Here is a 19,670-nt window from a genome sequence, read left to right as displayed (position 1 = left end):
CCACCCCCGGACCGTGCTCGGCCCTGCGGGCCTGCGCGCGGTCCGCCCCTCCCAGGTCCCGCGCTACGCGCGGGACGGGAGGGGTCCCAGAAGCGCCGGTGGCTCTCGGTGCTGCGCTGCGACGCCTCCACCCGGCCATGGCCACGGCTCGCGGGCTCCCCGCCGCGTAAGAGCGATCTGCTGCTGGGCTGCCTTCAGCGACCGTCGGATGACATCCGCGCTCGCGGCCCGACGCAGAAGGGATCAGCAGATCTCCGGTCCGTCCACCCGCGCCTTGGGCATTCCACTCTTCGGTGGCGAGGTTGTCAGCGCCGGGCAGCCCATCGTGCCGCGTCTCCGCGACAAACCAGTCCCTACCACCCCGGCGCGGGGTGCGTCCACTCATTTCTTGTTCTCTCCTTCAGCTCAGCAGCTCACGAGTCGCAGCTCTCGTTCTCCGACCGATCGCATTCCGTTCAGCTCTTCGGAATTACCACGCGACGACACCGCGCTTCTCACTGCCCGCAGCTCGCATTGGTGGTGAAGTCCCAACATTCTCCGCTCTTACCCGCTTCGCCGCCGTTCCCACCCGGCGCCGTGCTGCCTCCGTTGCCGGGTGTGCCTGCCATGAAGCTCTTCAACGCAAGCGCGGCGCTCGGCGCCGCGGCGTAGGCGACACCCACCGCATGGCCTCCTCGGCCGCCCGCACCGGGGCCGCCCATTCCGCCTTGACCGCCTCTTCCACCATCGCAGCCGATGGATCCACCGAGAGGCGAAGCAGCACCCCCAGCTGCACCGCTGCCTCCAGCGGCACCACCTCTTCCGCCAGCGCCGTCCCCGCCCTTCCCTGCCTTGCCCACTGCGACGGTCACTTCCTTCAGCACAAGCTTCGTCCCCAGGCTCACGATCCCGATGCTCGATCCGCCGGCCTTCCCGCCGCCGCCTCCCTTGCCGCCGCAACCGCCGGCACCGCCGCCCCCGCCGCTCGCGCCGGGACCGTCGATGGGGTTCGGAATGGCCTGGCAGAACTGCCCCGCCTTCGCTCCGCCTCCGCCTCCTCCCCCTTGACCTTTCTTCCCGGTTTCGCCGTTGCCTCCGTCGCCGCCCGCGATTCCGGAAAGTGTCAGCAGCGTGCTGTTGCCACTTAGGCCCGCATCGCCGGATCCGCCTGGCGCGCCTGGCTGTCCCAGCCTGCAGTTCGCTCCGGTTTGCCCTGCGCCGCCGAGCCCGTACTCCTCGGGGTTCGGCTCCAGCGGCGGCACGCCGTCCGTCCCGTTCTGCCCGTTGCCGTCATCGGTCCCCGTGATCCCGCCTGGCCCGCCGGCGCCGCCGCGTGTCTCGCCATCTTCGCAGCTCGTCTCGCCAGGGTCACCGCCGTGCACCGCGCCAGGTAGCGAGCACGCCGCCGACGCGTTCATCACCGGCGCGCTCGCTCCTGCCTGCGGCACCTCTGTCGGCGTGGCTCCGTTCGACCCGTCGAGCCCGTCCCTCGCCGTCACGTCGACCTGCGCGAGCTCCGCCTCGATGTCCGCCACCACCACGCCGATCGACGACCTTCCCGCCTCCGTCGCGTGCGCCTCGGCGGTGGCGTCCTTCGCGTCCGCCGCGCGGATCGCGAAGCTCCGCACCTTCGCCCCGCTCGCGGTCTCCGTCAGGGTCAGCGCCGCCGCGCCCGCACGCCCCTCGATCGTGCTCCGCGCCTCCTCGCTCCACGTCCACCCCTCATCACAGTCGAAGCCCCCGATCACCTCGACCCCCGCCTCGATCCTCACGCGCTCCTCGAACGCTCCGCTCGCGCACGCAAGCACCCGCTTGCCCCTCGCGTTCGCTACAGCGTCGCTGAGCGACGCGTACGGATTGGCTCTCGTCCCGTCGCCACCCGACCCCGCATTCGCGCTCACGAACACCGCACACTCGTCGCTCACGGCGCTCGCGTCCTGCGTCGGGTCCCCGTCGCACGCGGGGTTCGGCGTGCTGCCGCCTGTGCCCGTTGGCAGGAAATGCCCGCAGGTGAGCATCAGCTCGCAATCTCCTGACACATCGCTCCAGATCACGTCACAACTGCTCGCAGCGAGGACAAGCACCACATTCGCCGCAATCCAGCGCCTTGCTTTCGTCTTCATCGCGTCCTCTCCCGAGCCCTTCACCATGCACCGAGCACGACGATGCCAGCGCCCATCGGATGCGCAGCGGCAACCACGCGCGGCTGCCCTGCAGCCCCGGCCTCATCACGCGGCCACAGCGCATAGGTCAGCGCCGCGGCGGCAAGTACACCCGATGCGACGTACGCGGCGCCTGCTACGTGGCCGAGCGTGTCGACTCGCTCTCCAGCGCTGTTCAGCTCTGCACAACGGTCGACGAATGCTGCCTGCGGCCTCGCGCACTGCCCGCCAGCGTCTCTGAGCGCCTGCCGCTGCGCGTGCACGTCATCGAGCACGTCGCTCCCCGCGACCGTCGTCCCGATCCCCACGCCCAGCCCTACCGCGCTCGCCGCGCCCAGCGCGATCACCGGCCACCAGCTCCTCTCTTGCGGCCGCTGTTCCTGTTGTTCCGGCGCTGTGGGCGTCTTCTTCTCGAGCTCACCGGCCCCCGCGCCCGGCGCGCTCGCGCCCTCCGCCGCGTTCGCGACCGGCGTCGCCTCGTTCGCCTCGCTCTTCGCCAGCATCATTGCCAGCTCCACCTTCGCCGTGCCCCCCTTGCCCACGCGCACCGTCTGGCTCGCCGTCTCGTACCCCGAGAGCCGCGCCTCCACCCGGTGCTCCCCCGGCTCGACGAACACCTCTCCCTCGAGCGGCGCTCTGCCCGTGACCTTGCCGTCCACCAGCACTTCCGCTCCCGCCATGCTCACGGTCACCGCCACCGCGCCCACCTGCGCCCGCGACTCCGCCAGCCACTTCTCCGCGTTCGGCTTCAGCTTCGCCACACCCTTCAGCAGCGGCCAGTGTCTCAGCGCAAACGACAGGTACTGCGCTGCTTCCTTGTGCTTCTTCAGCTGGTACTCGGTGTTCCCCAGGTTGTACGCCACGTCGAACGTCGGGTTCAGCTCCCACGCCGGCAGCAGCAACGCTTCCGCCTCTTGGTACTTTCCATCCGAGTAGAGGCGGCCGGCCTTCTGGACCAGCGCTTCGGCGCGCTTCGCCGCATCGGCGCTGCCAGCGGCGTGCTGCGGCGCCGCTGGTTGCGCCGCGGCGATGTCAGGCACGGCGACCGCGGTCGCTAGCGAGATCAAGAGAGCAACGGATCGGAAGTTCATCGTCATGGCTCCACGCGGTTTCATTGCATCCAGTTTTCGTCGAGCGGCCGCTCGGCCGGCGCCGGCGCTACCGGCGTCGGCGGGAGGCGCGGCGCAGCACGCGCCGGCCGCGCGGGTGTCGGCGCGGCTGGTGCAGGCGGGTCGCTCGCGGTCGCGGAATCGTCAAGGCTTGGCTCGACCGCCTCCGGCGCTTCCGGCGCTGCCGGCGGCGGCAGCTCCGAGGCTGCCGGCGGCGCTATCGCGCTCCGCGCCGGCGCCCCGCTCGACGGCGGCGCTGGCTGCGACTCCTTCGGCGGCGTCTCTCGCAGCAGCAGCGCCGCCAGCACGAACGGCATGCTCACCGCGAACACCGCAAGCACGACCATCAGCCACCTCGGCATCCACGGCCGGCGCTCCGCGGCCGCGGGCGCGCTGGCCGGCGTCTTCGGCGTCGCCACCGGCGGCGGCGTGATCGGCAGCAACGACGACGGCAGCAGCGACTTGTCGATCGGCGGCAGCGTACGATCCGCCCACTGGCTCGGCGCCATCGCCCCCGGCTGCGCCACCGTGCTCCGTGGGACCCCGGGACTGGGCATCGCCGCTCCCAGCGGCGCTGCCGCGCCACCGTACAGCGGCACCGCCGATCTGTGATGCGCCGCCGCTGGTGCGTGGTGCGCCGCCGCTGCGCCCTGCTGCGCCGCCGCTGGTACGTGGTGCGCCGCCGCTGGTGCGTGGTGCGCCGCCGCTGGTGCGTGATGCGCTACCACCGCTCCCTGCTGCGCGACCGCTGCGCCCTGCTGCTGCGCCGCCATCCCCGGCAGCGGCGGCGGCCCCACCGCGCCCTGCTGCGCCCCCGCCCCCGGCAGCGGCGGCGGCCCCGGCCGCACCGCCGCCCCCGACGGCGCCGCGTGCCCGTGGGGCACCGCCGGCACCACCGGGAACTGGAACAGCGGCTGCCCTGTCGGCTTCTGCTGCTGCATCTCGGACAGCGCCCGGTCCAGCTCCGGGTTGTTCAGCGCCTGCTGCAGCTTCCGCTCCGCAACCGCCGGATCCGCCTCGCGCCGGATGCTCTCCAGGTCCGGCAGGTACTGCCGGACGTCGTCGCTGTCCTTGTTGCTGCTCATCTCGAAGACCTCTCTCCTCAGCGACTAGAACGGCCTGCACCCCGCCGACTCGCACGGGCCTTTTGGCTTCGCGCCACCTGCATCCGCAGGCGCTGCCTTCTGCCCCGGCGCCGCCTTCTTCTTCTCCTCCGATAGCACCCGCAGAAACGACGGCTTCTGCCGCTTCGGCATCGGGTAGACGTCGTCCTCATCCTCCGCCTCCGCCGGCGCCGTCCTCACCGGCGCCGCCTTCTCCAGCGACGGCTCTCTCACCGGCGGTTGCTCCTTGGAAGGGGGTGGCTCCGCTTCCGCAACCGCCTCGGCCTTCGCGGGCATCCCGACATCCGCAGCCCCCTCGGCCGTGCTCACCGCCCCCGCGCTCGCTGTCGCCTCCGGCGCGGGTGCGGCGGGAACCGGCTCCGGCACCGGCGCAACGGCGCTCGCCGCCGCCGCGCTCGCCGACACGCTCTCGGCCGGCATCGCCGTGACCGCCGGCGCTCCTGTCGCCCCCTCTGGCGCGGCGCCCCTCATCGCTCGGATCCCCAGCGCCGCTCCGACGCCCACCACCGTCATCACCAGCGCCAACAGCGGCGCCAGCACGTACACACGCGTCGCTCGCCGCGGCTGCACGAGCATCGCCGCCGGCATCCTCGGCGCCTCTCTCTGCAATGACCCAGGCGCTTGCGCGCTCGGCGCCGTCACCGAGCTCGGCGCCGCCGGCGGTCCCGCGACCAGCGGCGGCGCCGCTGCCGCTCGCTGCATCTCGGTCATCGGCAACGGTGGCGTCGCGTACTGCGCCGCAACCTCCCACTGCGGCGTCACGTAGTGCGCCGCAACCTCCCGCTGCTGCGGCGTCACGTACTGCGCCGCAACCTCCCGCTGCTGCGGCGTCGCGTACTGCGCCGCAACCTCCCGCTGCTGCGGCATCACCTGCGCCGACGCGATCTCCGGCGGCGGCACCGCTCGCTGCGCTTCCCTCCAGGGCGACAGCACCGGCGCTGCGTGCTGCGTCTCTATCGCGGGCAACGTCGGCGGCACCGCCCGCTGCGCTCCCACCTCGGGCGGCGCCGCCGCCGCGTGGTAATGCGCCGCGGCTCCCGGCAGCCCCGGCGCCCCTCCTCGCGCCGCCGCCCTCTCCGCCCACGCCCCCGGCAGCACCGCAGTCGCCTCCCGTGGCGCCGCGCTCCCGCGCACCCCCGCGCTCCCGCGCACCGGCAGCGGCGGCAGCGTCGGCGGCAGCGGCTCCGTATACCCCACCCCCCGCCCGCGTGGCACCCGCGCCGGCTCCCGCGACGCCGGCGCGAACGGCAGCGGGCTCGCCGGCGCCACGAATTGCTCCAGCGGCGCCGTCTCCCCGTGCACCACCCGCCGCCCCCTCGCCTTCTCCTCGCTCTCGCTCCCCCGCACCATCCCGCCCCCCTCTCTCCCGCCCTCGCCCTCCCCCGCCACCGGCGCGCTGTCCTCCTCCATCTCCACCCCGGCGAACGCCGCCTGCCGCTCCGCCCTCATCCGCTCCTGCGCCAGCCGCTGCGCCAGCACGTGCCCTGCCGGCACCGTGTCCCTCAAGAGCCCCCGCAGGTCCCGCGCCACCTCGTCGAACCTCGGATACCGCTCCTCACGGTCGATCGCGATGCAACGCGCCACCACCGGCCACACGAACTCGGGGCAATCCGGCACGATCTCGTGCACTGGCTCGGGCGCCGCCACGAGGTGCCCCGTCAGCGTCTCCTCCGCCGTCGCCGGCTCCCCGTCATCCAGGAACAGGTGCTTGCCCGTCAGCACCTCGTAAAAGATTGCACCGAACGCGTAAATATCCGTCCGACCGTCCGGCCTCGCGCCCTCCCCGCGCTCCGCCTTCTTCGACGTCCCGTACAGCATCTTCACCTGCTCCGGTGAGATGTACCTCACCGTGCCCACGTCCGGCAGGTCGTCCGTGTTCATCCCTCCATCGGCGAACTTCGCTATCCCGAAGTCGAGCAGCCACACGTGCCCCTTCGCGTCTCCCTTCGCCCCAACCATGATGTTCTCGGGCTTCAGGTCGCGGTGCCATATCCCCTTCGAGTGCACGAACGTCATCGCGTCCGCCACCTGCAGCATCACGTGCATCGCGCTCAAAAAATCCAGGCGGTAGATCTTGTTCAGCACCTTCCGCAGCGTCCGCCCCTCGAGGTAGTCCATCACGATATACGCCACCTCGTCCGCCGACACCCCGGCCTTCCTCATCCGCACGATGTTCGGGTGCTTCAGCTTCGGATAGAACTTGCACTCCTGCCGGAACCGCCTCGCGAAGTCCTCTCTCCTCACGTGCCGCGGCGACATGCACTTGATCGCCACCACGTCGTCCGAGTACTCCTCCACCGCCTTGTACACTTCCCCCATTCCACCCGCGTCGATCACCTCCGTGATCCGGTAGTCCAGGAACACGTCCCCGGCCTTCAGCGCTTCACGCGCCATCACCACACCCCCAGGCCGCGCAGCAGCAGCGCCGCGATCAGCGAGAACACCACCGTGCTCCCCGCCGTGAGCGCCGCGAACAGCCGCGCGTCCACCGGCGCCGCCCCCTCCCCCGCGTCCGCCGCCACGCACGCGCGAGCCCCCGCCCCGCCGGTGCCGTCCGGCATCGCCTCGAACCACGCCCCGATCTCCGGCGTCCACGCTGCTCCCGCCTCCCCTCCGCCAGCCGTCGCCCCCTTCGATGCCCGCTCTGCCGCCGCCAGCGACGCCGCCCGCTCCGCTCCCCCTACCCCCGCCACCCCCGCCACCCCCGCCCCCGCGCTCCCTCCCGCCTCCCCCAGCTCCGCCGCGATCCGCCCCAGCTCCTCCGCGAACGCCTCGGCGCTCTGAAACCGCTCCTCCGGCCGCTTCGCCAGCGCCTTCAGCACGGCCCGGTCCAGCGCCGGCGGGATGGGCTGCGCGGCGCGCCGCGACGGAGCCGCCGGCGCTTCCAGCACGTGCGCGCGGAGCACCTCCAGCGCGTCGTCCAGGTGAGCGAACGGCCCGTGCCCCACCAGGAGTGTATACATCAGCAGCCCAACGGCATACACGTCGGCCCGCGCGTCGACCGGCTTGCATCGCGCCTGCTCCGGCGACGCTGTCCGCGGGGTCCCGACGAGCAACCCGGCCTCGGTCGGATACGCCGGCCCCTCCAGGGGAAAGGGCCGCTCCGCGCCCGGCGCGCCCGGCTCGACGCCCCCGTCGAGCACCTTCGCGACCCCGAAGTCGAGCAGCTTTGCGACGCGGCCGCCGCCCGACGCCGCCGACCCCGGCGCGCACAGGAACACGTTGTCGAGCTTCACGTCGCGGTGAACGAGCCCGACCCGATGCGCCGCCGCGAGCCCCGCCAGCACCTGCCGCACCAGATCGATCGCCTCGGCCACCGGCAACGCACCCCGCTGCGCGAGCTCCTCCCCGAGCGTCCTGCCTTCGAGCCGCTCCATCACGAGGTAGGGCCGCCCCGCCGGCGTCCGTCCCAGGTCGAGGACCGCCACCACATGCGGCGACGACACCGCCGCCAGCGCCTGCGCCTCGACCCGCAGCCGGTCGGCGAACCGCGGATCCCCGGCGAGCGCGCGGCGGACCAGCTTCACCACGACCCGCTTCCGGAGCACGCGGTGCTCCGCCTCGATCACCTCCCCCATGCCCCCGCGCCCGAGCCGCCGGAGCGCCCGGTACGGCGTTCCTTCCAGCTCGTCCCCCCCGCCGCGGGGAGGCCCTGCGCTGCCTGACGTGAGGCGTGCCACCGGCGTTGTCTCCTGAAGGGGAAATCACGAGCACGGGGCCGGTTCCGACAGAGAAAATGCACCGGCGCGGTCGATTGTTGAAAAGCAGCGTCGATTTACGTAGTTGCCTGGCCACGAACGCCCGCGCATCCGCCCCCGGCCCGCGCCCGCCGCCGCCGCGCCCGCCCGGGCGGCGCAGAAAAACGACGGGGGCGTCGCTTTCCCTGTCCGAACCGGTCCACCGATGGTGATTTGAGAAGAGGAAGGACGAAGGGGCGCCGCGCCGCACGCGGGGTCCCGCCACGCGAGGCCCCATGACGCACGAAGCTCCCGAGCGCGACGACCTGGACACGACGGGCGACGTCGATCCCCTCGTCGAAGCCTGTGTCGCCGACGCGCTGAGCCCCTACCTCGGAGCGCTCTCGCCCGAGGAGATCGAGGACTACCGCAGGCTCCTCGAGGTCTTCATCACGACGCACCCGGCGTCGATGCCGCTCTACGATCGCTTGCGGGCGAGGCCTCCTGTCCTGTCCGAGAGCGGCGAGGTGGCCCGCGAGGGCGAGGGCGCGGGAGGGGCGATGTCGACCCCGGCGGCGCCGGAGCGCGGCGACGGTACCTTCGGTGGGCGGCGGTGACGGACAGTCAGCGTCCGCCTCCCTCTCCTCCCGATCATGAGCGCGTGCTGGAGGCGCTCCCGATGGCGCGCCACGTCGCGCGGACGACCGCGCGGGTCTACGGCGTGCGGACGCGACAGGGCCTGGAGGACTGCGAGCAGACGGCCTATCAGGCGCTCCTCGAGGCGAGCCCCGGATACGACGCGGCGCGCGGCGTCCCGTTCGGCGTGTATGCCTGGAAGCGGGTGGCCGGCGCCGTCATCCGGCTGCTCACCCGCGAGGCGTCGTTCCGCCGCGCCGGCCTCGACGCCGCGCTCGACGCGGCCGAGTCGATGCGCGACGCGAGCGATCCGTTCGGCGACGACGACGCCGACGCCTTGAGTCAGCTCAAGGACCAGTGTCGCGCGCTCGTCTTCGCGCGCTTCGTCGCAAGCGCCGGCGAGCGGCTCCGGGCGCACCCCGAGGACACGATGGCGCGCACCCAGGCCCTCGAGGCGCTCCGAACGGCGCTCCGCGGCCTCGACGAGCGGGAGGCGCGGCTCATCGAGCTCCGCTATTGGCAGGACCTCTCCTGGTCCAAGGTGGCCGCGGCGCTCGGCGTGCACGAGAAGTACGCGACGCGCATGGATGAGCAGCTGCGGAGGCGGCTCCGGGGCGATCTACGGGCCAGCGAGGTCGACGAGCCGCCGCCGAGCGAGGGGGCCTGAGCGTCGATCGACGCGAGTCCGCAGAGTCCAACATCGTATCCGAGCAAGCCGAAGAAACGGCGACGCGAGGCGAGGCAGCTCCTGGATGAGCTGCTATCGCGCCCGCAGCTTCTCCCCCACGAGCAACTCATGCCACGACGCCGAGTAGTCCGGGGAGATCTCGAACGCATATCTGTAGATATCCGGAACGTCGAGCTTCCCGTCGTCCACCTCGCGCAACACGCCGAGCCGGAGCAGCTCCGACACCACCAGGTCGCCTCGCGCCGGGATCCCCGCCGGCTCGTCCGGGCGGCGCTGCGCGAGCCGCGCCTCGACCTCGCTGCGGCCGAGCCAGAGCGTCAGCCCGCGAAGGTTCTCCATGCGCCTCACGAGCGGGTACTCCTCCACCAGCTCCTGCACCCGCTGCCGCGACGTCCGCTGAAGCGAAGCCAGGAGATCCCTGGGCGTCACCAGCGCTCCCCGGCTCCGAGGCGGCCCCTTCCTCGCCGACTCCGCGGCGAACGAGAGAAACCAGAGCAGCACCCTCGGCGTGACCCCGCCGTGCGCATCGCGCAGTCGGCCCATCATCCAGTCCAGGGAGGACGCCTTGACCACCCCTTGGCCGATCACCTTGCCCGCGAACCTGGCGACGAACGCGCTCTGTACCTCGCGCGCTTTCATCTCTCCAGGCATCCAGCCGAACTCCCCCCGGTCCACCAGGGTGAGGCCGGGGACGTCGCGCAGCCAGGCCCGCGCGGGCTCCGACTCCTCCGCGAGGTGTCGCGCCGCTACCTGCAAGAGCGCTCCCGCATCCCAGGTGAGCGCTTCCGATCTCGCTCTGAGCTTGCTCGCGTCCGCGAAGCCGAGCTCTCCCGCGTCGAGCAGGTCGTCCCGCAGGAACAGCTTGCCGCGCAGGCGCCGGTAGCGGCTGGAGAGCGACAACCACAGGGAGAGGAGCGCGCTCAGGTAGCGGCGCCGAACGCCGGGGTCGAACTGGCCGATCCGGTCCAGCGTGTCGTACGTCGCCATGACGGAGCGTCCGGCCGACGACAGCGCGCGCTCGGCCGCATCCAGCGCCGCGTTGACCGCGCCGAGGTTCGCCTCGGCAGCCGGCAACCATGCCCTGAGATCGGGCACAGGCGCCGCCAGCACGGACGAGAGCGCCTCCGGCACCTCGACGACCTCCGGCACCTCGTCCCGCAGCCGCCGGAGCAGGTGCGTCATCCAGAACGCTCGCAGCGTGATGTCGCTGGCGCCGGCAGCATAGGCCTCCAAGGTGCCCACCTCCGGATGGAGCGCCGCCGCCGAGAAGGCGTCGATCCACGTCGCCTCCGGGATCCGCTCGTCCTCGAAGAGCGCGCGCAGGCGCGCGGCCGTGCGCGGCTCGTTGACGAGCCGGAAGAGCGCCGTCTTACCCGTGCCCCGGCTGCCCAGGATGACGACGTTCTCGGGCCAGAGGGCGCGTCGGTGCGGACCGAGCGGCACGAACGTGGTCAGCGGATCCAGCGCCTCGCCGTCGCCGCGCGCGCCGAGCCGCGCGAACGCCTCGAGCACCTGCTCGCGCTCCTCCGGGCTCATGCGTCCTCGTCCTCCCTCGGCGGCACGCACAGGATCTCGACCCGCTTGCGCAGCTCCTCGAACCACGGGGCAAACAGCGATGTTCGGATCGCCCGCAGCGAGGCGAACCGCGCGAGCCCCGCGTCGTAGCGCAGCACGAACGGCACGTGAGGCCCCGGATCCTGCTCGGCGATGGTGAGCGCCGCCCTCTGGTACACGTGCTCAGCAAAGCTCGCATAGCTGCGCTGCCGGAACTCCTGCTCCTCGAACAGCGCCTCGGGGAGCCCCTCCGACGGCACGAACGACTGCGCGATGACGCACTGGAGCCCTGTCGTCCCCTTGCGTCCCACGAGCGCGCCGAGCGTCACGTCCAGCCCGCGATACCCCTGCTCGCTCGCGCGGCCGACGATCACGTCGACGTGCGCCAGCCGGTGCAGCGACAGCCCCGCGAGATCGTGCAGCCCTGCCCGGGAGTCGATCAGGATGTAGTCCGGCGCGATGTCCCGCCGCACGGCGAAGAGCAGCTCGCGAAGCGCCAGCTCCATCGGGCTCGTGGACGCGTGACCGCCCTGGCCGGCGTCGGCGCTGAGGAAGTCGAGGCGCGCGAGCTTCTCCAGGTACATGGGGCCGAGCCTGCCCGCCGCGAGCACATGCACGCGCTCCTCGTCGTCCCCGAGGGCACGAGCCCCCGCGACGAGATCGTCGAGCCGAGACGCGCCCGTCGCGACATGATCGGCCAGAAAGTCGACGACCCCTCGCCCGGATTCTCCCTCCAGCAGCACGCCGAGGCCCGGCGCCTCCAGATCCAGATCCACCACGGCGACCCGCCGCCCCGCCTGCGCCAGCTGCCACGCGCACGCCGTCAGCGCGGTCGTCCTCCCGACGCCGCCCTTGTAGGAGTAGAAGGTCACGATCGCAGGCCCGTCCCCCAGCTCCCATGGCAGGTTGGGCTGGCCCGCTTCCAGCCACGCCTGCTTCGACAGGCGCCTTTCCATCTTGTGCCATGGGGCGCGAGCAGCGAGACCGCGAACGCCCGTCGCGGGGTCGTCGTACGTCGCGCCCCACCGGGGTTGCGCCTCCGGGCGAGCCAGCACGGCGCGGGCGAGCCTGGCCTCATCGGCGTGCCGGGTCGCGGTCGACCAGATCGGGCCGACGAAATACCCACCGAGCGCCCCCCGAAGCGCCTGCGCGAGCGCGTCGACGTCAACGGCCGCGGCGCCGGGCTCGGGATCGATGACGAGCCTCACCCGGCCGTGGAGATCCCGCACCGCGCAGCAGCGCCGGACCGTGGCGAAGTGCGGAGCCTCCTCGCACACCCGCACCAGCGTCGGAAGCACCTCATCGAACGTCACCATGGAGTGTGCCCCTCGGCGATACGGCCGTCCGCCCAGAGCGCGACCGCGACGGAATCCACCACCTCGCGCGCCTCCTGGCAGAGCGCCTGTGCTTCCGACCGGGATCGCGCTCCGGTGCGCTGGTAGCGCGCCTCGACCCGCCAGGCGGACAGGGCAGGGCACCGTGCTGCATCCATGGGCACATCGTAGCGCCGCGCCAGCGGATCGAGGTCGAGCATGAACGCGGTCACGTCAGCGGCGGAGGTCTCGACGCCGTGGCCGATGGCCTGGTCGAGCCAGCGCAGGGAGACGGTGGCCTTGCGCGCGCACTCCGGACCGTAGCCCGCGAGGTGATACGCCTGGTCGGGCGACGTGTAGCCGGCAGCCGGATCCAGCAGGTGCTCGGCGTCCCGCGCATGCCGCAGCGCCGCGGACAGCAGGTCGGCCGCCTTGGTGGAGAGGGTCAGCGCGCTCGATCGGGCCATCGCCGCACCGTGTGAACACGGTCTGGACGAGGGCGTCAACAGGCGAGGGCTCGGCTGGTCGGCGACGTGGGACGACGGCAGGAAGCCGGCGCCCGGCCGCCGCGGTTCACACGGGCGGAAAAACTGCCGCCGTGATGGTGGCCAGGGCACGTTCGCGTCGCGCGAGCGGCCTTCACGGACAGCGCTCGACCTGGGAGCCTGCCCGATGGTGCGTTCCCCGGCGAGCGTCGCCGGAGGAAAACCAAGGAGGCACCATGGCGCTCAAAGACCTCTCTCCTCGTCAGATGGTTCAGATCACGGCCGCGTGGCTCGACCCCGAGCGCGAAAGGCCGCTCCTCGTGTCGCTGAAGCGGTGCGCCCCGCTCATCGACGATATCGAGGCCGCGCACGACGGTATCTTGAAGTCGCACCGCCCGCCGAAGAAGGCGAACGACGAGCTCGCCGCGATCCAGCAAAAGCAGGTCGCGACCGACCAGGTTCACGATCGCAAAGCCCGCGGCGCGCACGCGGTGCTCACCGGGTTCGCCGATCTCGCCGACGATCCCGAGGACGCGGCGATCTATCTCGAGATTCGAGATCAGCTCTTCGCGGATGGGCTGAAGTTCATCTCGGCGAGCTACAGCGATGAGGCGGGCGAGGTGAAGCTCGCGCGCGACCGGCTGACGCCGGAGTCGAAGGCGGCGCTCAAGGCGCTGCCGACGCCGGGGGGCAACCTGCTCAAGGCGGTGCAAGCGTGGTTCGCCGCGGGCGACGAGCTGGGCAAGCTCGACGCGCGGCGCGTCCACCTGGAGGCGCAGGACAGGCCGGGCGCGGCGGATCCGCGCGGCGGGCAGCTCCGGGCGCGCAACCGCTGGATCAAGGTGATGCGCAGCGTGCTCCAGATGCTGGAGCTCGAGGAGGCCGACGCGGAGACGACGCGCCGGCTGCTCGCGCCGCTCGAGCGCGAGACGGCCAAGGCCGAGCGCCGGCGCGCGAACGGCAAGGAGACCGACGCGGAGGACATCGCTCCGCCGGCCGCCGGCGGCGCAGGCGAGCCCGCGACCGATGGGGAAGCGCCCGCCGCCGGGGTGGATCGACGCGCCGGCCCTGACGGCAGGCCTTCCTGACAGACTCCGTCCATCAAGGCCCCCCGCGCGCGGGGCCTCCTGACAAACTCGATCCGTCGAGCCCCCCTGCGCGCGGGGCCTCCTGACCGACTCGATCCGTTGAGCCCCCCCTGCGCAGGCCCTCCCGATAGACGCGATCCGTTGAGCGCCCCCTGCGCCCAGGCCTTCCCGATAGATGCGATCCGTTGAGCTCCCCCTGCGCCCAGGTCTTCCCGATAGACGCGATCCGTTGAGCCCCCCTGCGCGCAGGCCCTCCCGATAAACGCGATCCGTTGAGCCCCTGCTGCACGCGCGGCCGACCGACGGACTCAATCCGTTGAGCCCCCTTGCGCGCAGGCCCTCCTGACCGACTCGATCCAAGGAGAGCCCTTGCCGGCAGGCTCTCGCAACGGACTCGATCCGTTATCTCCCCTCGCCGCCACCCCCTCTCAACGGATCGCCTCCGCCTCGCCCCCCGCCGCCACCCCCCTCTCCAACGGATCACCTCCGTCACGCTCCCCCGCCGCCGGCCCCCTCTCCGCCGCTCACACCCCCGCTCCCTCCCCTCCCCGCCGCGAGCTCCCTCACGCCCTCACACCGGCTCACCCCGGGCACCCTTCCCCTCCGCGAGATTCCTCACAACGAGTCGTCTCCATCCCACAAGAACCGCCGCGTCTGCTTGACGCACCACGTCGGCGCTGCCATGACCGCTTTCCTCCGCCTCGGGCGCGCTATTTCAGCGGGCTCGCCGGATCCACGCTCGGGTCCGCCGGCCCGTCTGTCGTGTGGCGCGCCCCTGCCCGGGCGGACTACGCTCTGCGTTACCCCCACAGCCACAGGAGCCAACCGAGCCGTGAAGATCCTCGTTCCGCTCAAGCGCGTCGCCGATCCGGATAACGCGAACAAGGTGAAGATCCCTGCGTCAGGGGACAAAATCGAGACGACCGGGCTCGAGTGGAAACCGAACCCGTTCGACGAATACGCGCTCGAAGCAGCGCTGCGCCTGACCGAGGACGGCAAGGCGCCGAAGACGCGGGCGGGCGAGGTCATCGTCGTCACCTTCGGGCCCAAGGAGACCGAGCAGACCCTCCGCGCCGCCCTCGCCACCGGCGCCGACCGCGCCATCCGCATCGACGTCACCGACGACAAGCTCGACGGCGACCTCGTCGCCCGCGCGCTCAAGACGCTCGTCGAGCGCGAGAAGCCCGACGCCGTGGTCATGGGCAAGCAGGCCGTCGACGGCGACTCGAACCAGGTCGGCCAGATCCTCGCCGAGCTGCTCGACTGGCCGCTCGCCACCTTCGCCGCGACCCTCAAGGAAGAGAAGGGCGCCCTGCTCGTCGGCCGCGAGGTCGACGGCGGCGTCGCCACCCTCCGCGTGCGCCTGCCGGCCGTCGTCACGGTCGACCTCCGCATCGTCGCGCCGACCAGCGTCTACTCGATGAAGACCGCGCCCGCCTTCAAGTACAACGACGGCGTGCGCTTCGCGGCGCTCCCCGCCATCATGGCCGCCAAGAAGAAGCCCCTCGCCGAGGTGAAGCTCGCCGACCTCGCCGCCGACCAGGCGCTCAAGGTCCAGTACCACGCGTTCCAGCCGCCCCCGGCGCGCAAGGCGGGCATCAAGGTGAAAGACGTCGGTGAGCTCGTCACCCGCCTCAAGAACGAGGCGAAGGTCCTCTGACGGGACCCGAAGGGCAGATCCCCGCCCGCGCGGGGATCAACCGACACCATTTGAGGAGGTGCAGGAGGGATCATGGCTGACGTTCTCGTGGTGGCCGAGGCCGCCGAAGGAAAGCTGAAGAAGACGACGCACTCCGCGGTCACGTTCGCCAGGCAGGCGGCGGCGGCGCTCGGCGGGACGTACGCGATCCTCGTGATCGGCGACGCCCTCGGCGACGCGGCCGCCGAGGCGGCGACGCTCGGCGCGGCCAAGGTGCTCGTCGCCGAGTCGAGCGCGCTCAAGGACTACGTGGCCGAGCGCTACGTGCCGACCGTCGCGGCGGCCGCGAAGGGCTACGCGGTCGTCGTGGGCACCGCGAGCGCCTACGGCAAGGACCTGCTCCCGCGCGTGGCCGCGCGGCTCTCCGCCGGGTTCGCGAGCGACATCTCCGAGCTCGTGGCCGAAGGCGCGACGCTCAAGTACAAGCGCCCGATGTACGCCGGCAACGCGTACGGGATCTGCTCCGTCGCGACCCCGATCCAGGTCGTGAGCGTGCGGCAGAGCGCGTTCGCCCCCGCCGAGCCCGCCGGGTCGAAGTCGCCCGTCGAGCAGGTCGCGGTCGTCGCGCCGAGCGCCGCCGCGGAGCGCGTGGAGTTCGTCTCCTTCGACCAGGTGAAGAGCGAGCGCCCCGAGCTCACCGAGGCCAAGGTCGTCGTCTCCGGCGGCCGCGCGCTGAAGGAGCGGTTCAACGAGGTCCTCGACCCGCTCGCCGACGTCCTCGGCGCCGCGGTCGGCGCGAGCCGCGCCGCGTGCGACGCCGGCTACGCCGCCAGCGACCTGCAGGTCGGCCAGACGGGCAAGGTCGTCGCGCCGTCGCTCTACGTCGCCGTCGGCATCTCCGGCGCCATCCAGCACCTCGCCGGGATGAAGGGCTCGAAGGTCATCGTGGCCATCAACAAGGACGCCGACGCGCCGATCTTCCAGGTCGCCGACTACGGCCTGGTCGCCGACCTCTTCACGACCGTGCCCGAGCTCGTGAAGCAGATCCAGGCCGCGCGCGGATGATCCAGGCGGCGCGCGGCTGATCCAGGCCGCGCAAAGCCGACGGCCGCGCCCGGCCCCGCCGGGGCGCGCCGCGGCCAGCCCCGCCGGGGCGAACCGCGACCAGCCCCGCCGGGGCGCGCCGCGACCGGCCCCGCCGGGGCGCGCCGCGACCGGCCCCGCCGGGGCGCGACGCGCCGCTCTCTATAAATCGGGCCGCGGCCGTGCTCCGGCCCACCGGAAGAGTCCGTCCAGCGAGAAGTCCACGTACGGCAACGTAAATTCCGTGTCGGGTCGCTCGCATAGCATCTTGTTCGCGTCCGGCGGCCGTGGGATCCCTTGAAGCCATGCCCGAACGTTCGGACATCCCGATCGTCACGGCCCTTGCGCAGGCGCGGGCATCGCTCCTCGAGGCCGCCGCGACCGCCGAGCAACGCCGGCTCATCGGCCCGGCGGTCATGGAGATCGATCGCGCGATCGTGAGCCTCGACCCGGCCGCGAGCGCCTCGTTCGAGCTCACGCCGCTCGCCGCGTCGGTGCCGCCGATCGACACGGAGATCGAGACGCTGCGCCGCGAGGTCGAGCGGCTGCGCGCCATCACCCGGCACGAGCGCGGGCTGCTCGACGCGCTGCTCAGCGAGAGCCCGCACGGCATCATCGTCTCCGACGCGCAGGGCAAGCTGATCCTCCAGAACCGGGCGTCCGAGCGCATCTGGGCCGGCAGCACCAGCGCCAACACCGTCGAGGGGTGGGGGCGCTACCGCGCGTTCCACCCCGACGGCCGGCCGTTCGAGGGCGGGGACTGGTCGATGGCGCGGTGCCTCTCCAGCCGGGAGAGCGTGCCCGCCGAGGAGCTCCACTTCCAGCGCTTCGACGGCACCCACGGGATGATGCTCGGGAGCTGCGCCCCGCTCTTCTCGCCGGAGGGCGAGCTGCTCGGCGCCGTCTCGATCTTCGCCGACATCACCCAGTTCAAGCAGCTCGAGGCGGACCTGCGCGTCAGCAGGACCAAGTTCTCGACGACGCTGAAGAGCATCGGCGACGCGGTGATCTCGACCGACGGCTCGGGCCGGATCGACTTCATGAACGCCGTGGCCGAGAAGCTGACCGGGTGGACGCTCGACGAGGCGCGGGATCGCCGGCTGTCCGAGGTCTTCCGCGTCATCTCCGAGCAGACGCGCGACGACCTCGACAACCCGGTCACCGAGGTGCTGCGCCACGGCGGCATCATCGGGCTCGACGACACGACGCTGCTCCTGCGCAGGGACGGCTCGGAGCTCGCGATCGACTCGAGCGGGGCGCCGATCCGGAGCGACGACGGCGATCTCGTCGGGCTCGTGCTGGTCTTCCGCGACGTGACGGAGAAGCGGCTCGCCGACAAGCGGCGCTACTTCATCGGCGAGGCGAGCCGGCAGCTCGCGCTGTCCGGCCTCGAGTACGACACGACCCTGTCCAACGTCGCGCGCCTCGCGGTGCCGCACATCGCCGACGCGGCGGTGGTGGACATCGTCGAGCCCGACGGCTCGCTGAGCCGGCTCGCGGCCGTGCACGCGAGCACCGCGAAGCAGGCGCTCGGCAAGGAGCTGTCGGCCCGCTACCCGAGCGACCCCGAGGTGCCCCGCGCGGTGCACGCGGTGCTCCGGTGCGGCGAGTCGCTGCTGCTCCCGGAGGTCGACGGCATGGCGTGGCAGCGGACCTCGTCGCCCGAGCCCGGCGACGAGGCCCTGTCCGGCGCGCACGATCCGGTCTACCCCGCGCTGCTCCGGGAGCTCGGCGTCCGCTCGGCGATGGTCGTCCCGCTGCGCGCGCGCGGCCGGACGCGCGGCGCGATCACGCTGTTCTCGACCGAGTCGAGCCGGCGCTACGGCGTCGACGATCTCGCGCTCGCCGAGGAGCTCTGCAACTTCGCGGCGCTCGCGCTCGACAACGCGCAGCTCTACCGCGAGTCGCAGCAGGTCAACCGGGCGAAGGACGAGTTCCTCGCCACGCTCTCCCACGAGCTCAGGACGCCGCTCACCGCGATCCTCGGCTGGGCGCGCATGCTCCGGCAGGGCTCGCTGAAGCCGGACACGCACGTCCGCGCGCTCGAGGCGATCGAGCGCAACGGCACGCTCCAGGCGCAGCTCGTCGAGGATCTGCTCGACGCCTCCCGCATCATCACCGGCAAGCTGCGGCTCGACGTGATGCTCGTGGATCTGCCGCCGATCATCAACGCGGCCATCGACGCGGTCCGCCACGGCGCGGACGCGAAGGGGATCGAGCTCGCGGTGCAGCTCGACGCGGGCGCGGGGCCGATCTCGGGCGACCAGACGCGGCTGCAGCAGGTGGTGTGGAACCTCCTGTCGAACGCGATCAAGTTCACGCCGCGCGGCGGCAAGGTGTCGATCCAGCTCAGCAGGGTCGAGGGCCTGGCGCGCATCCAGGTGAGCGACACCGGCCAGGGCATCGTGCCGGAGTTCCTGCCGTACGTGTTCGACCGCTTCCGGCAGGCCGACAGCACGAGCACGCGGCCGCACAGCGGGCTCGGGCTCGGCCTCGCGATCGCGCGCCACCTGGTCGAGCTGCACGGCGGCACGGTGAAGGCGGAGAGCGGCGGCGAGGGCAAGGGCGCGACGTTCACGGTGGACATCCCGCTCGCGCCGCGGGGCGCGATCGCGGCGCTCCGGAAGGCCGAGGGGCTGAGCAGCCTGGCCGCCGATGCGGAGCCGACGCTGCAGGGCGTGCGCGTGCTGATGGTCGACGACGAGCCGGACGCGCGGGAGCTCGTGACGACGGTGCTGGAGCGCAAGGGGGCGACCATCACGGCGGTGGCGACGGTCGACGAGGCGCTGTCGGCGATCGCGCGCGAGAAGCCCGACGTGATCCTGAGCGATCTCGGGATGCCCGGGGAGGACGGCTACAGCCTGATCCGGCGGCTGCGCGCGCAGAGCCCCGAGCACGGCGGGCGCATCCCGGCGGCGGCGCTGACGGCGTACGCGAGCGCGCAGGACCGGACGCGGGCGCTGCTGGCGGGGTTCCAGTCGCATGTCCCCAAGCCGATCGAGGCGTCGGAGCTCGCGGCGGTGATCGCCAACCTGGCGGGGCGCACGGGATAGCCGGGGCCCGGCCCTCGGCGGGGGTGGTCGCCGCGCGGCGCACGGAGGGCTGAACTCGCCTGTGACGTCGCTCCTCAGGC

At 72.4% G+C, this 19,670-nt stretch carries 14 protein-coding genes; 6 read left to right on the top strand and 8 right to left on the bottom strand.

The genetic code is table 11. The features are described 5' to 3' along the window. Positions 1-494 precede the first annotated feature (494 nt). The 5 genes from WMF26_RS04320 to WMF26_RS04300 are packed head-to-tail and all read right to left on the bottom strand — an operon-like array spanning position 495 to position 8,054. Complete coding sequence (locus tag WMF26_RS04320) at positions 495-2,102, bottom strand: hypothetical protein (RefSeq protein ID WP_437999250.1); 1,608 nt, start codon at positions 2,100-2,102, stop codon at positions 495-497. A 20-nt stretch (positions 2,103-2,122) separates the two neighbouring features. Beyond that, entirely contained in the window at positions 2,123-3,238 is a 1,116-nt protein-coding gene (locus WMF26_RS04315) for a PEGA domain-containing protein (RefSeq protein ID WP_437999249.1), read from the bottom strand. Positions 3,239-3,252: 14 nt separating this feature from the next. Next, the gene (locus WMF26_RS04310) at positions 3,253-4,335 is read right to left on the bottom strand and encodes a hypothetical protein (protein WP_437999248.1); all 1,083 of its coding nucleotides are present in this window, start codon (positions 4,333-4,335) and stop codon (positions 3,253-3,255) included. Between the two features lie 24 nt (positions 4,336-4,359). Continuing rightward, a complete protein-coding gene (locus WMF26_RS04305; protein WP_437999247.1) occupies positions 4,360-6,768 on the bottom strand; it encodes a protein kinase domain-containing protein in 2,409 nt (802 codons plus the stop codon). Further along, a complete protein-coding gene (locus tag WMF26_RS04300; protein WP_437999246.1) occupies positions 6,768-8,054 on the bottom strand; it encodes a serine/threonine-protein kinase in 1,287 nt (428 codons plus the stop codon). The genes WMF26_RS04305 and WMF26_RS04300 overlap by 1 nt, the downstream gene beginning before the upstream one ends. A 293-nt stretch (positions 8,055-8,347) precedes the next feature. Between WMF26_RS04300 and WMF26_RS04295 the strand changes: the two genes are divergently transcribed. Continuing rightward, positions 8,348-8,668 carry a hypothetical protein gene (locus tag WMF26_RS04295; RefSeq protein ID WP_437999245.1) on the top strand — a complete coding sequence of 107 codons (321 nt, stop codon included), beginning with the start codon at positions 8,348-8,350 and terminating at the stop codon, positions 8,666-8,668. A 44-nt stretch (positions 8,669-8,712) separates the two neighbouring features. Next, a complete protein-coding gene (locus tag WMF26_RS04290) occupies positions 8,713-9,354 on the top strand; it encodes a sigma-70 family RNA polymerase sigma factor (RefSeq protein WP_437999244.1) in 642 nt (213 codons plus the stop codon). Positions 9,355-9,447: 93 nt separating this feature from the next. Here the strand turns inward: WMF26_RS04290 and WMF26_RS04285 are convergent, their stop codons facing one another. The 3 genes from WMF26_RS04285 to WMF26_RS04275 are packed head-to-tail and all read right to left on the bottom strand — an operon-like array spanning position 9,448 to position 12,709. Then, positions 9,448-10,911, bottom strand: coding sequence for a P-loop ATPase, Sll1717 family (locus WMF26_RS04285; RefSeq protein WP_437999243.1), 1,464 nt, complete (start codon positions 10,909-10,911; stop codon positions 9,448-9,450). Further along, entirely contained in the window at positions 10,908-12,245 is a 1,338-nt protein-coding gene (locus WMF26_RS04280; RefSeq protein WP_437999242.1) for a tyrosine-protein kinase family protein, read from the bottom strand. The genes WMF26_RS04285 and WMF26_RS04280 overlap by 4 nt, the downstream gene beginning before the upstream one ends. Further along, entirely contained in the window at positions 12,239-12,709 is a 471-nt protein-coding gene (locus WMF26_RS04275; RefSeq protein WP_437999241.1) for a hypothetical protein, read from the bottom strand. The genes WMF26_RS04280 and WMF26_RS04275 overlap by 7 nt, the downstream gene beginning before the upstream one ends. 254 nt (positions 12,710-12,963) lie before the next feature. Here WMF26_RS04275 and WMF26_RS04270 point away from each other — a divergent pair, with 254 nt between their 5' ends. From WMF26_RS04270 to WMF26_RS04255, 4 genes are all read left to right on the top strand, one after another. After that, positions 12,964-13,815 carry a hypothetical protein gene (locus tag WMF26_RS04270; RefSeq protein ID WP_437999240.1) on the top strand — a complete coding sequence of 284 codons (852 nt, stop codon included), beginning with the start codon at positions 12,964-12,966 and terminating at the stop codon, positions 13,813-13,815. An 832-nt stretch (positions 13,816-14,647) separates the two neighbouring features. Further along, positions 14,648-15,475 carry an electron transfer flavoprotein subunit beta/FixA family protein gene (locus tag WMF26_RS04265; RefSeq protein WP_437999239.1) on the top strand — a complete coding sequence of 276 codons (828 nt, stop codon included), beginning with the start codon at positions 14,648-14,650 and terminating at the stop codon, positions 15,473-15,475. Between the two features lie 72 nt (positions 15,476-15,547). Beyond that, entirely contained in the window at positions 15,548-16,519 is a 972-nt protein-coding gene (locus WMF26_RS04260; RefSeq protein WP_437335931.1) for an electron transfer flavoprotein subunit alpha/FixB family protein, read from the top strand. Between the two features lie 323 nt (positions 16,520-16,842). Then, positions 16,843-19,590, top strand: coding sequence for an ATP-binding protein (locus tag WMF26_RS04255; RefSeq protein WP_437999238.1), 2,748 nt, complete (start codon positions 16,843-16,845; stop codon positions 19,588-19,590). The last annotated feature ends 80 nt before the right edge of the window (positions 19,591-19,670 follow it).

This window comes from Sorangium sp. So ce185 (assembly GCF_051526825.1).
GTDB classification, from domain to species: Bacteria; Myxococcota_A; Polyangia; order Polyangiales; family Polyangiaceae; genus Sorangium; species Sorangium cellulosum_D.
The sequence above is the reverse complement of the archived record's forward strand: the minus strand, read 5'-3'. Positions and strand labels throughout refer to the sequence as shown.

Excerpts from the sequence above, each read along its gene's own strand:
- WMF26_RS04310 (WP_437999248.1), bottom strand. The coding sequence starts at position 4,335 with ATGAGCAGCAACAAGGACAGCGACGACGTCCGGCAGTACCTGCCGGAC.
- WMF26_RS04295 (WP_437999245.1), top strand. The coding sequence starts at position 8,348 with ATGACGCACGAAGCTCCCGAGCGCGACGACCTGGACACGACGGGCGAC.
- WMF26_RS04280 (WP_437999242.1), bottom strand. The coding sequence starts at position 12,245 with ATGGTGACGTTCGATGAGGTGCTTCCGACGCTGGTGCGGGTGTGCGAG.
- WMF26_RS04275 (WP_437999241.1), bottom strand. The coding sequence starts at position 12,709 with ATGGCCCGATCGAGCGCGCTGACCCTCTCCACCAAGGCGGCCGACCTG.
- WMF26_RS04320 (WP_437999250.1), bottom strand. The coding sequence starts at position 2,102 with ATGAAGACGAAAGCAAGGCGCTGGATTGCGGCGAATGTGGTGCTTGTC.
- WMF26_RS04305 (WP_437999247.1), bottom strand. The coding sequence starts at position 6,768 with ATGGCGCGTGAAGCGCTGAAGGCCGGGGACGTGTTCCTGGACTACCGG.
- WMF26_RS04285 (WP_437999243.1), bottom strand. The coding sequence starts at position 10,911 with ATGAGCCCGGAGGAGCGCGAGCAGGTGCTCGAGGCGTTCGCGCGGCTC.
- WMF26_RS04315 (WP_437999249.1), bottom strand. The coding sequence starts at position 3,238 with ATGACGATGAACTTCCGATCCGTTGCTCTCTTGATCTCGCTAGCGACC.
- WMF26_RS04270 (WP_437999240.1), top strand. The coding sequence starts at position 12,964 with ATGGCGCTCAAAGACCTCTCTCCTCGTCAGATGGTTCAGATCACGGCC.
- WMF26_RS04255 (WP_437999238.1), top strand. The coding sequence starts at position 16,843 with ATGCCCGAACGTTCGGACATCCCGATCGTCACGGCCCTTGCGCAGGCG.
- WMF26_RS04260 (WP_437335931.1), top strand. The coding sequence starts at position 15,548 with ATGGCTGACGTTCTCGTGGTGGCCGAGGCCGCCGAAGGAAAGCTGAAG.